The sequence below is a fragment of the Amycolatopsis thermophila genome, assembly GCF_030814215.1.
GTDB lineage: Bacteria > Actinomycetota > Actinomycetes > Mycobacteriales > Pseudonocardiaceae > Amycolatopsis_E > Amycolatopsis_E thermophila.
In genome coordinates this window covers 7,129,142-7,141,439 of sequence record NZ_JAUSUT010000001.1, presented here as the reverse complement: position 1 = coordinate 7,141,439, position 12,298 = coordinate 7,129,142, and the positions used below count along the sequence as shown (strand labels likewise).

Genomic DNA, 12,298 nt, shown 5'->3' with positions numbered 1-12,298 from the left:
CGGGCCGGGGGCCGTCGCATCCGCCACCGCACAGGCGGACCGGCCGGTTGTCAGGGCAGGACGTGGCCGAGCTGGCGGCGCGAGCTGATGCCGAGCTTGGTGAACACCTTGTGCAGGTGGTACTGGACGGTGCGGGAACTGAGGTAGAGCCGGGAGCCGATCTCCGGGTTCGACAGCCCGTCGCGGGCCAGGCGGGCGATCTGGGTCTCCTGGGCCGTCAGCCCGTTCGCGCGCGGTGCGGTGCGCTTGGGCGCGGTCCCGCCGGTCGCCGCCAGCTCCCGCCCGGCCCGCTCGGCGAACGCCGCCATGCCCATCGCCTCCAGCATGTCGTGCGCGGTGCGCAGCTGTTCGCGGGCGTCGGTGCGGCGGCGTTCCCGGCGCAGCCACTCGCCGTAGAGCAGGTGGGCCCGGGCGAGCTCGGTGCGCATCCGGGTCCGGCCCAGCCGCGTGATCGACTCCTGGTGCAGCCGTTCGGCGTCCGCTCCCGCGAGCAGCGCGCCCGCCCTGGCCGCCACCCCGAGCGCCCACTCCGTGCCGGTGGCGCCGGTGACCCCGGCCAGCCCGCGATGCGCGTCCACCGCCACGTCACGCCTGCCCGCGCGTTCGGCCGCTTCGACCAGCTCCACGGTGGCCCAGTTCGCCGTGCCGAGGTCGTGGGTGTGCGCGGCCGCCTGCCCGGCGGCGGCCATCGCCTCGGGGTAGCGGCCGAGCCCGTTGCCAAGCAGGGCGGTCGCCAGCTCGGCGGAGGAGAGGCCGATGCCTTCCCCGCGCGCCTGCGAGTCGGCCGCGGCGGTCTCGATCAGGACCTGCGCCTCCGCCGCACAGCCGCGCAACGCGGCCAGGCTCATCGCCCCGTACGGCGCGAGCCGGCACCCCGTGGCCTCGGCGGCGGCCGCGACCTCGTCGACCATCGACGCCGCGGCGGGCAGCTCCCCGGCGAACAGCAGGAAGTGGGCGCGCATGCTGAGGGCGAGCGGGAGCTCGCGGAGCGCACCGGACTGCCGGGCGAGGTCGACGTAGCGGCCGGACAGCGTGTCCCAGAGTTCGTCGTCCCACACCTGGAGCGCCACCGCGTTCGCGAGCCAGAGGCACGGCAGCTGCTCGTCGGCCGGCACCCCGGCACCGAACGCCGCCAGGGCGCGACGCAGCGCCGGCAGGCTCGCCACGTATCCGTCGGTGAACAGGCCGGCCAGGCCCGCCAGGAGACGGTCGCGCACGGTCGGCGCCTGCACCGGCCGTGACGCCATCCCGGCCGCGCCGGCCACCGCCGCCGAATCCCCGCCGGGCTCGGCCAGGCGACCGGAGAACATGGCCGCCGACAGCGCCTCCAGGTAGGTCGCGGCGGACCTGCCGGCGTCGATCGGCTCGAGCCGCCTGGCCGCGGTCAACAGCAGCGGCGGCGCGTCGCGGCCGCGGTTGGCGACGAACGCGAGCTGGGCCCGCAGCAGCTCGGCCCGGGCCTGCTGCAGTTCGTCGAGCGGACCCGACTCGGCCAGCGTCAGCCGATCCAGCGCGACGCCGAACGCGCCGGCCTGCGTCTCGGCCTCCGCGGCGGCCAGCGCCCGGCCGGCCCGGCGCACCGGATCGACCGTCAGGGTCGCGGCCCGCCCGAGGAACGCGGCCGCGGCGGCCGCACCGCCCCGCGCCCTGGCCCGGTCGGCGGAGCGTTCCAGCTCGCCGGCGACGTCCTCGTCCGGCCCGGCGGCGGCCTTGGCCCGGTGCCAGGCCCGGCGGTCCGGATCCGCCGCGGCGTCGGTCGCCGCCGCCAGCGCGCGGTGCACGTCCCGGCGCTGGGAGTGCGACGCCGACCGGTAGGCGACCGACCGCACCAGGGGATGCCGGAACCGCACGCGCACGCCGAACTCGGCCAGATCGGCCTCGGCCGCCGGGCCCGCCGCGTCCGCGGCGATGCCCAGGCGGGCCGCCGCCCGCCACACCAACGCCGGGTCACCGGTCGGATCGGCCGCCGCGACCACCAGCAGGCGCCGGGTGTCCTCCGGCAGGTCGGCGATCCGGCGGCGCAGGCTGCCTTCGACACCGCCCGAGGGCAACACCAGATCCGGCAGTCCGAACCCGCCGGCCAGCTCCACCGGGGTCAACCCGCGCGGCACCTCCAGCAGCGCCAGCGGGTTGCCGCGCGTCTCCGCCACGATCTGGTCCCGGACCCGGCTGTCCAGCGGCGCGGGCAGCACCGCGGCCAGCAGCGCACGCGCGTCCGCGTCCGGCAGGCCGCCGACCACCAGCTCCGGCAACCCGGCCAGCTCGTCCCCGGGCCGGCGCACGCCGAAGACCAGCCCGACCGACTCCGCGCCCAGACGGCGCGCGACGAACGCCAGCACCTGCTTGGAGGCGCGGTCGAGCCACTGCTGGTCGTCGACCAGGCACAGCAGCGGCCGTTCCTCGGCCGCGTCCGACAGCAGGCCCAGCACGCCCAGACCGATCAGGAACCGGTCGGGCGCCGGCCCCGAGCTCAGCCCGAACGCCGTCCGCAACGCCTCCCGCTGCGGCACCGGTAACCGCCCCGCCCGCCCCAGCAGCGGCGCGCACAGCTGGTGCAGGCCGGCGAACACCAGCTCCACCTCCGACTGGACGCCGGACACGCGCACGACGCGGCAGCCGGTCGCCCGCTCGGCCACCTGCTCGAGCAGGGCGGTCTTGCCGGCACCCGGCTCGCCGCGCACGACCAGGACACGGCTCTCGCCCGCCCGCAACGCCCCGACCAGCCGGTCGAGGGCGGCGCACTCGACCCGGCGACCGGCGAACATCGGCCGTCGCCTGCCGCCCAGCGCTTCGACCCGTGTCGGCACCAACCGACGCTATACCAGCGGCCCGCGCCGGCGGCAGGAAAATCCGTCCCGAACCGCCGGCGATCCGGCTGAATCGGCACCGGACGGCAGGTCAGGTCAGGGCGGGCAACACGTGCGGGTGAATCCCTGCTCGACAAGCGGCAGACCGAGATCATCGGTGCACTTTGGACCTCAGGCCGTCGAGCAGCAGGCCGATGCCCGCTTCGAAATCGCCGGTTCCGCCGGGCTCCCAGTCGATCGCGCCCGCGCTGGCGGCCTGCAGCGCCGCCTGTTCCTCGGCGGTGTGGCCGAAGACGAGGTGCAGCAGGGCACGGGTGCCGACCTCGACGAGGTCGTCGGGCAGCCCGCTGTCCCGCAGGGCGGCCCGCAGCGCGGTCGCCGGTTCGCTCGCGCCGAGGCCGAAGGTGTGGGCGGTGGCGACGACGTCGCAGCCGTCGCGGTAGGCCAGCATCGCGTCGCGCAGTTCGCAGCAGATCTCGACCACCCGCCGGTCCCACTCCACGGCCTGGCGCTCGCGCCTGCCGCGGGCCAGGATCTCGTCGGCGATCGCGGCCAGCAGGGTCTGCTTGTTCGGCACGTGGTGGTAGAGCGCGCTCGGCTGCAGGCCCAGCTCGGCGGCCAGCCTGCGCATGGACAGCGATTCCAGCCCGTACTCGTCGAGGACCGCGATCGCGCGCTCCACGACGTCGCGCCGGTGGTAGCGCACCCCGACTCCTCCCGTTGACCGGCCTGACCGGCCCAGTGTAGCGTCAGCCCCGCTCAACCGAACACCGTTCAGGTTGTAGTCGTGTCATCACACCGAGTCAGGAGTAGTAGGGATGAGCTCCACGTTCGAGCAGCTCGCCGACGCGGTCCTCGCCGGGGGCGCCGCCACCCCCGAGGACGCCCTCGCCGTGCTGCGCGCCGACGACACCGAGGTGCTGTCCGTCGTCGCCGCGGCGGGCAGGCTGCGCCGCGCGCACTTCGGCCGCACCGTGAAGGTGAACTACCTGGTGAACCTGAAATCCGGCCTCTGCCCGGAGAACTGCAGCTACTGCTCCCAGGCCCTCGGCTCCGCGGCGCCCATCCTCAAGTACTCCTGGCTGTCCACCGACGAGGCGCTGAAGCAGGCCGAAGCCGGAATCGCCGGCGGTGCCGGCCGGGTGTGCCTGGTCGCCTCCGGACGCGGACCGTCCAACCGGGACATCGACCGGGTCGCCTCGATGGTGGGTGCGCTCAAGGAAGAACACCCCGGCGTCGAGGTCTGCGCCTGCCTCGGCCTGCTCTCCGACGGGCAGGCCGAGCGCCTGAAGGCCGCCGGCGTGGACGCCTACAACCACAACATCAACACCGCCGAGAGCAACCACCACACCATCGTCCAGACCCACACCTACGCCGACCGGGTGGACACCGTCGAAAAGGCGAAGAACGGCGGGCTCTCCCCGTGCTCGGGTCTCATCGCCGGTCTCGGCGAAACCGACGACCAGCTCGTCGAGGCGCTGTTCGCGCTCAAGGACCTGAACGCGGACTCGATCCCGGTCAACTTCCTGATGCCCTTCGACGGCACCCCGCTCGAGGACACCTGGGAGCTGACACCCCTGCGCTGCCTGAAGATCCTCGCGATGGCGCGGTTCGTGTGCCCGGACAAGGAAATCCGGATCGCCGGCGGCCGCGAGCTGCACCTGCGATCGCTGCAGCCGCTCGCGCTGCACGTCGCCAACTCGCTGTTCCTCGGCGACTACCTCACCTCCGAAGGCCAGGCCGCCGAGGCCGACCTGGAGATGATCCGGGACAACGGCTTCGTCGTCCTGGGATCCGATGAGGACCGGGCCCGGACCGAACCCGTCGATCCGGCGATCCGGCGGCGCGGCGCCGGCACCGGCCTGGTTCCCAACGCCTGAGCCGATGTCCCCCGAACACCTGCTCGCCTTCGACCGCGAGCACCTGTGGCACCCGTACACCTCGATGACCGCCCCGGCACCGACGCGGCTGGTCACCGGCGCGTCCGGCAGCCGGATCACCCTCGACGGCGTCGGCGACGTCGTCGACGGCATGGCCTCGTGGTGGTCGGCCATCCACGGCTACCGCCACCCGGCGCTCGACGACGCGGTGCGCCGCCAGCTCGAGACGATGGCTCACGTGATGTTCGGGGGCCTCACCCACGAGCCCGCCGTCGAGCTGGCCGCGCGGCTGGTCGACCTCACGCCCGCCGGCCTGGAGCACGTCTTCCTCGCCGACTCCGGATCGGTGAGCGTTGAGGTCGCGATGAAGATGGCGCTGCAGTACCAGCGCGGCACCGGCCGTCCCGAACGGACCCGGTTCCTCACCGTGCGCGGCGGCTACCACGGCGACACCTTCGACTGCATGAGCGTGTGCGATCCCGACGGCGGCATGCACACCATGTGGTCGGCCGTCCTGCCGGAGCAGGTGTTCGGCGAGCGCCCACCCCGCCTCGACACCGGCGTCGACGCCTGGGCCGCGGGTTTCCGCGCACTCGCCGCCGAGCACGCCGGCCGTCTCGCCGGGCTGATCGTGGAGCCCCTGCTGCAGGGCGCCGGCGGCATGCACCCGTACCCGGCGCGCTGCCTGCCGGTGTTCCGCGAGGTCGCCGACGAACACGGCCTGGTGCTGATCTTCGACGAGATCGCCACCGGCTTCGGCCGCACCGGTACCCTCTTCGCCGCCGACGCCGCCGGCGTGACCCCGGACGTGATGTGCGTCGGCAAGGCCCTCACCGGCGGGTACCTGTCGCTGGCCGCGACCTTGTGCACCGGCGAAGTCGCTCGTGGACTGTCCGCCAGCGACTCCGGCGTCCTCATGCACGGCCCGACCTTCATGGGAAACCCGCTGGCCTGCGCGGTCGCCTCGGCCAGCCTCGACCTGCTGTCCACTGGGGACTGGGCCGGGGACGTGCGCCGGATCAACGCGGGATTGCAGGCGCTGCACCGGATCGACGCCCTCGACGTGCGGGTGCTCGGCGCGGTCGGCGTGGTCCAGCTCGACCACGACGTCGACGTGGCCAAGGCGACCGAGGCGGCGCTGGCCGAAGGGGTGTGGCTGCGCCCGTTCCGCGACCTGATCTACACGATGCCGCCCTACGTGTGCAGCGACGACGACATCGCCCGGATCTGCGCGGGCATCGCGGCCGCGGCGGAGGTCGCATGAACACCTGGGCGGACTGGTTCGCCGCACAGCGAACAGCGCGCGAGGAGGCCGGCCTGCAGCGCGCGCTCCGGCCGCGGGCGGCCGGTGACGACCTCCTCGACCTGGCCAACAACGACTACCTGGGCTTGAGCGGCCACCCCGACGTCCGCAGAGCGGCGGCCGACGCGGCCCTGTGGTGGGGTGCCGGTGCCGGTGCCTCCCGCCTGGTGACCGGCACGACGACCCTGCACACCGAACTGGAACGCGAACTGGCCGAGTTCACCGGCCGCGAGGCGGCGCTGGTGTTCTCCACCGGCTACCACGCCAACCTGTCCGTGGTGACCGCGCTGGCGGACCGGGACGCGCTGATCGTCTCGGACGCCCACGTCCACGCCTCCCTGATCGACGCCGCACGCCTGTCCCGGGCGACCATCCGGGTGACCGCCCACAACGACGTCGCCGCCATGCGGGAAGCGCTGGCCGCGGCCGGTGGACGCCGGGCGCTCGTCCTGACCGAGTCGGTCTTCTCCGTCCTGGGTGATGCCGCCCCGCTGGACGACCTCGCCGAGGCGTGCGCCGACCACGACGCACTGCTCGTCGTCGACGAGGCGCACGGGCTCGGCGTGATCGGCCACGGCGGGCGGGGCCTGGTGCACCACCTCGGCCTGAGCGCTCACCCGAACGTCGTCATGACCGCGACGCTGTCCAAATCGCTCGGCGCCATGGGCGGTGTGGTCCTCGGTTCCGCCGCGCTGGTCGACCACCTCGTCAACCGGGCGCGCCCGTTCATCTTCGACACCGGACTGGCGCCCGCTCCCGCGGCGGGAGCGCTGGCGGCGTTGCGCACCCTGCGCGGCGAGCCCCAACTCCCCGAGCGCATCCACGAGCGGAGCGCCGCGCTGGCCGACCGGCTGGGCGTGCCCCGCACGGCGGGCGCGGTGCTGTCGGTACCGATGCCCTCCCCGCAGACGGCCGTCGCCACGCAAGCGGCGGCCCTCGCCGCGGGAGTGCGGGTCGGCTGCTTCCGGCCACCGTCCGTGCCGGACGGAGTGTCCCGCCTGCGAATCACCACGCACGCCGGCCTCGACGACGCACGCTGGGCCCACGCCGTCGACGTCCTGGCGCGGGTCGTCGAGAACCACCTGGCACTCACCTGAGCGACCCGGGTCTCTCGTAGCGATATGGTTGCGGTAGCGGGAAAACAGCTGGATTCGGCGCGCTCGGTGGTGGGACGGAGTGCACAAGGTGCCTTCGATTGTGGGGGAGTGCCGCGGGGAATGTGGCGGGCGCTTCCGCTCACGCTGACTGAGGTAGCTCGCCATGACCGGCGCGCACGAGTGGGTCACGTTCTGCTGAGCGTGCAAGTGCCATCGCTTGTCTTCGCGCCGGCGATCTGGCTGATTCGGAGAACGCCGACATCTGCACGGCAGGCGCCCGTTGTCTGCCCAATCCCCGCTGTGTCGCGTCGAGCGTGTGCCGAGCCAGGCGGGGGCCTGCTTGGCCTTCTTCGCCTGGAGCCCGGAGTATGGGGATACCAGGTCGTCCAGGTGGCAGCGCTACCCGGACTTGCCAGGCGCCACGGGTGGTCCGCCATCGACATGCAGCGCCATGGTGCGGAACGGGGCAATCCCGGGATTCACCAGCACGGGTGTGCCGGTGAATCCCGGGGTGTACTGGACGGTGGTGCAACTCCAGACCCGCGGCCTGGCCGGGAATCACGGCGGTCCGTTACCCGTCCACCTCGGTGAACGATGACCTTCGCACCCTCCGGCCAGGCCGACAGATCAGGCTTGTCGGTGACGCGGCGTTCCCCGACGCCGGACACCCGATCTCAACGCAGGGCCGGGACCCGGGCGGTGGTGACCTCGCGGGTCTCGCGCAGGGTCAGCAGGCCGGTCAGCAGCACCAGGGTGGCGGTCAAGCCGTGCACGCTGAACGCGACGAGCGCGGAGCCGTGGTGGGCGAGCACGGTGGTCATGTCGCCGAACGCGGTCAGGCTCTCCATCACCAGGACCCAGCCCAGGGCGCGCCGCTGACGGGTGACCAGCAGGATGCCGAGCACCAGGCCGGACACGATGTCCCGGATGCCCTTGAGGATCAGGAAGCCGCCGCCGTCGCCGGCCGGCCAGGTCGGCAGGCCGAAGCCCGGCGCGGTGGTCTGCGGGGTCAGCACGTAGGACAACCCCACGTAGATGATGAACAGGGCGCCGAGGGCGGCCAGGGTGGTGGTGACGGTCTTGAGCGACATCGCGGTCTCCTGCGGGTGTGGGGGTGAGGTGGTGGGTCAGGCCGCGCGGACGCGGCGGATGTGGCGCGCGTAGCGGGGGCGGCCGATGAGGTGCCAGACGGCGCGTACGGGTGCGGGAAGCACGGACAGCAGCGTGGCGCGCTCGGCCGGGTTCGCGTCCTCCAGGACGAGGCCGAAGAGCGTGAGCAGGGTGAGCTTGGGGGTGTGGGCCACCAGGTGTTCGCCCTGGGACGCCCACTCCTGTTCGGTGATGTGGTCGGCGGCCAGCGGCAGCAGCGTGGCCTCCTCGTCGTCGAGGTGTTCCAGCAGCACCGCGCGGTGGTCGGTGAGGGCCGCCACGAGGGTGTCCCGCTCGTCGGCGCCGGCGGTGGCCTCCCACGCCGGGACTGCGGCGTCCAGCCGGGTCAGCGTGGCGGCGACCCGCTCGTGCTGGGCCTCCATCCGCAGCACGATCTCCGCCTCCAGGTCCACTCGGGACAGCAGCGGCGGCCACAGCAGCTCGTCCTCGCCCTCGTGGTGGTTCTTCAGCCCCAGCCGGTAGTCGCGGAAGTGGTCGGCGATCACCTTGGCGCGTGCGGTGTCCCCCGGAGTGACCGCCGCGACCAGCTCGATCAGCAGCCGCGACTCGCGGCGGAACGCGCGGTGGACGATCTCCATGTCCTGGGTGTTGATGCTCATCTTCGGCTCCTGCCCTTCGTCGGTTCGACGTGTTCAAGACTGGCTTCGGGGGCTTGGCGGGCACTTGGAGCCGACTTGGCACGCGTGACGCGGCCGCGCATTACGATGTGCCACGTCATGGTCTTGATCCGGGTGTTGGGCTCGTTCGCGGCCGAGGTGGGCGGCGAGCCCGTTCCCCTCGGCGGGCCGCGGCAGCGTGGCGTGCTGGCGCTGCTGGTGGCCGCACGCGGGCAGGTCGTGCCGGTCGATCGGTTGGTCGAGGACCTGTGGCGCGGCGAACCGCCGTCGCGCGCTCTGGTGTCGTTGCAGGCGTACGTGTCCAACCTGCGCCGCTTGCTGGAGCCCGGCCGCCCACCGCGGACCCCGGCTCGCTTGCTGGTGAGCGCGGCGCCCGGCTACGCACTGCGGCTGCCGCCGGGGGCGGTGGACGCCTGGCGCTTCGAGGAGCTGCTCGACGAGGCCCGTACGCTCGCCGATCCCCGTCTTGCCCACGCCCGGCTGGACGAGGCGCTGGCGTTGTGGCGGGGACCGGCGTTCGCCGAGGTGGCCGACGAGCCGTGGGCCGCCGCCGAGACCGCCCGGCTGAGCGAGCTGCGCCGGGTCGCCCGCGAATTGCACGTCGCGGCGGGACTGCGGCTCGGCGACCCCGCAGCGGTGGTACCCGAGGCGGAGCGCCTCACCCGTGACGATCCCCTGCGCGAGGAGGGCTGGCGTCTGCACGCCCTCGCGCTGTGGAGCAGCGGCCGCCAGGCCGACGCCCTGGACACGCTGCGCCGCGCCCGGGCCACCTTCGCCGACGAGCTGGGCCTCGACCCCGGCCCGGGCCTGGTCGCCGTGGAAGAGGCGATCCTCACCCAGCGCACGGACGTCCTCCGCGCGGCCGTCCCTCCGCTCCCCGCAGACGTGCCCCGGCCCCGGGCAACCGCGCCGACGCCTGTGGACAACGGGATCGGCGCGCCCGCGTTGGTGGGGCGGGAGGGCGAGCTTGCGGCGCTGGTGACGGCCGCCGGGGAGGCCGCCGCCGGTGGGGCGCGGGTCGCGCTCGTCACCGGGGAGGCGGGGCTGGGCAAGTCGACGCTGCTGGAGCACTTCGGCGCGCGACTCGAACAGGACGGGTGGCTCGTGGCCGCCGGGCGCTGTCCCGAGACGGACAGCGCGCCGCCTGCGTGGGCGTGGGTCGAGGCGCTGCGGAAGGTGGCCGCGAGCGTTCCTCCCGGGAAGTTCGCGGACGACCTGGCGCCGCTGCTCTCCGACTCCGCGCCGGTGGCCGGCGACGCGACGGCCGGGCGGTTCCGGCTGCGGCAGGCCGTGTGGAACTGGCTTGCCGCGGCCGCGGCCGACCGGCCGGTCGCCGTCATCCTGGACGACCTCCACTGGGCGGACGCCGCGACGCTGCAATTGCTCGGTGGCGGCGCCGGCGCGCGGGCCCGGATCTTGGTCGTCGCGGCGTACCGCGTGGACGAGGGCGAGCGCCTCACCGACGCGCTCGGGTCCCTCGCCCGCACCGCGCCTCTCCGGCTGGACCTGCCGGGGCTGAACGGCGACGCCGTCGCGGAGCTCGTCCGCGCCGAGTGCGAGGCTGACGACGCGACGGTGGCCGGGATCGCCGAGCGGACCGGCGGCAATCCGTTCTACGTGCGCGAGAGTGCGCGGCTGCTGAGCGGAGAGGGCGCACTGGTCGCGCTGTCCGAGGTCCCCGAGGGCGTCCGGGACGTGTTGCGGCGCCGGCTGGCAAGGCTCCCCGAGAGCGTGGTGTCCGTCCTGCGGCTGGCCGCGGTGGCCGGCCGGGAAAGCTCGGTGGACGTGCTCGTGCGGGCCGCGGACTCCGACGAGGACGGCGTGCTGGACGCGCTGGACGCGGGCGTCATCGCCGGGTTGCTCGACGAGCCTGGGCCCGGGCGCGTCCGGTTCGTCCACGCACTCGTCAGGGACACGCTGGTCGCCGATGTCAGCCGGTTGCGGGCCACCAGGATGCACGCCCGGATCGCCGCCGCCCTGGAGGGCACCGGCGACGTCGCGGCGCTCGCCCATCACCACGCGCGAGCGGGATCACCCAAGGCTGTCGGTTATTGCGTCCGGGCCGCCCAGCTGGCCGAGGCGCGCTACGCCCACGACGTGGCGGCCGCGCTGCTCACCGACGCCGTCACCATCTCCAGCGAGCCGGACGAACGCATCGACCTGTTCGGCAGGCTGCTGCGCGCGCAGATCAGGGCGGGGGCCGTCGCCGCGGCCAGGGAGACGCGCGCACAGGCCGTGGAGTACGCCGAGTCGATCGGCCGCGACGACCTGATGATCGCCGCGTTCACCGCCTGGACCGAGCCCACCTCCTGGCAGGCCCGCACGTACGGCACGGTCGACCGTCCCATCGTCGACCGGCTGCGCCGCCTGCTCAAGCGGACCGACCTCGCCCCCGACGTGCGGTCCCGCCTGCTCACCGCGTACGCCGACGAGCTGGTGGGCGAGGACGATCCGACGGTCGTGGCGGCGGCGCGGGAGGCACTCGACCTCGCCACCGAACCCCGCCTCCGGGCCGCGGCTCTGCTGGTCCTGGCCCGCGACTCCGGGCGGGAGGAGTATTGCCGCGAGCTGGTGGAGATCGGCGTCGAGCACGATCTGCCCGTCTACCGCGTGACCGGGCTGCTCAACCAGGCCGTGAACGCTGCCGCGGCCAACGATCCGGCCACCATGCGACGGGTGCTCGAAGAGGCACTCGACCTCGCCCGGGCCTACCGGATGCCGGAGGCGATCGGCGCCGCCGAGATCGCGCTGGCGACGCTGGTGCTCATCGAAGGCCGGTACGCCGACGCTGAGCGCCTCTACGCCGAGGCCACCGAACGCATGGAACGCGCCGGGTCGGTGCACGTGGGCTTCCTCCAGCTCGCGCAGGCGACGATCTGGCTGAACGACGGCACGCTCGGCGACCACCTGGACGACGTGCGCGCTCTCCACGAGGCGCTCGGCCCGATGGCCGCCGACCTGCTCGCGCTCGCCCTCCACGCCGCCGGCCGCAGCGATGAGGCACGCCGGGCCCGCACATCACCGAGCCCGATCCGCCCGGACTTCTTCTTCACCTTCCTGACCAGCCTGCGCGCGATGGCGATCGTCGCGCTGAACGACCGCGACGCTGCCGAGAAGATCTACGCGGAACTGCTCCCTCACCGCGATGGTCCTCCGGCAGGCGCGGAAAGCCTGTCGCTGGCCCTGCGCCCGGTCGCCCACACCCTCGGCGACCTCGCCGCGCTCCTCGGCCGCGCCGACGAGGCCGCCGCCCACTTCGCCCGAGCCGCCGCCATCGCCGAGCAGTGGAACGCCCTCCACTGGGCCGCCGACGCCCGATCACACGCCGATCGGCTGAGTGGATCGCCCCGCCCAAGCGAAATCAGGTCGTGATCCACACGCCGAATGTGGGACACCGCGACGGTCGGGCGGGGTGCCGTGACTC

General features: G+C 73.9%; 8 protein-coding genes. 4 read left to right on the top strand and 4 right to left on the bottom strand.

Annotated elements, in window-relative coordinates:
- Nucleotides 1-50 precede the first annotated feature (50 nt).
- Together FB470_RS34915 and FB470_RS34910 are read right to left on the bottom strand one after the other, a co-directional pair.
- Nucleotides 51-2,807 carry a helix-turn-helix transcriptional regulator gene (locus FB470_RS34915; RefSeq protein ID WP_306998692.1) on the bottom strand — a complete coding sequence of 919 codons (2,757 nt, stop codon included), beginning with the start codon at nucleotides 2,805-2,807 and terminating at the stop codon, nucleotides 51-53.
- A gap of 151 nt (nucleotides 2,808-2,958) precedes the next feature.
- Nucleotides 2,959-3,513 (bottom strand): TetR family transcriptional regulator, encoded by a 555-nt coding sequence (locus tag FB470_RS34910; RefSeq protein ID WP_306998690.1) that lies wholly within the window; start codon nucleotides 3,511-3,513, stop codon nucleotides 2,959-2,961.
- 112 nt (nucleotides 3,514-3,625) lie between these two features.
- Between FB470_RS34910 and bioB the strand changes: the two genes are divergently transcribed.
- Genes bioB through FB470_RS34895 form a run of 3 tightly spaced genes read left to right on the top strand, consistent with a single transcriptional unit; the run spans nucleotide 3,626 to nucleotide 7,087 of the window.
- Entirely contained in the window at nucleotides 3,626-4,687 is a 1,062-nt protein-coding gene (gene bioB / locus FB470_RS34905) for a biotin synthase BioB (protein ID WP_306998687.1), read from the top strand.
- 4 nt (nucleotides 4,688-4,691) lie between these two features.
- Entirely contained in the window at nucleotides 4,692-5,951 is a 1,260-nt protein-coding gene (locus FB470_RS34900; RefSeq protein WP_306998685.1) for an adenosylmethionine--8-amino-7-oxononanoate transaminase, read from the top strand.
- Complete coding sequence (locus FB470_RS34895; RefSeq protein ID WP_306998683.1) at nucleotides 5,948-7,087, top strand: 8-amino-7-oxononanoate synthase; 1,140 nt, start codon at nucleotides 5,948-5,950, stop codon at nucleotides 7,085-7,087. The genes FB470_RS34900 and FB470_RS34895 overlap by 4 nt, the downstream gene beginning before the upstream one ends.
- 674 nt (nucleotides 7,088-7,761) lie before the next feature.
- On the opposite strand, the gene FB470_RS34890 is transcribed toward FB470_RS34895, so the two are convergent.
- Nucleotides 7,762-8,178, bottom strand: coding sequence for a DUF4267 domain-containing protein (locus tag FB470_RS34890; RefSeq protein WP_306998681.1), 417 nt, complete (start codon nucleotides 8,176-8,178; stop codon nucleotides 7,762-7,764).
- Nucleotides 8,179-8,214: 36 nt separating this feature from the next.
- Nucleotides 8,215-8,856 (bottom strand): hemerythrin domain-containing protein, encoded by a 642-nt coding sequence (locus FB470_RS34885; protein ID WP_306998679.1) that lies wholly within the window; start codon nucleotides 8,854-8,856, stop codon nucleotides 8,215-8,217.
- A 117-nt stretch (nucleotides 8,857-8,973) separates the two neighbouring features.
- On the opposite strand from FB470_RS34885, the gene FB470_RS34880 reads away from it, so the two are divergent.
- Entirely contained in the window at nucleotides 8,974-12,246 is a 3,273-nt protein-coding gene (locus FB470_RS34880) for an AfsR/SARP family transcriptional regulator (RefSeq protein WP_306998678.1), read from the top strand.
- Nucleotides 12,247-12,298: the final 52 nt, after the last annotated feature.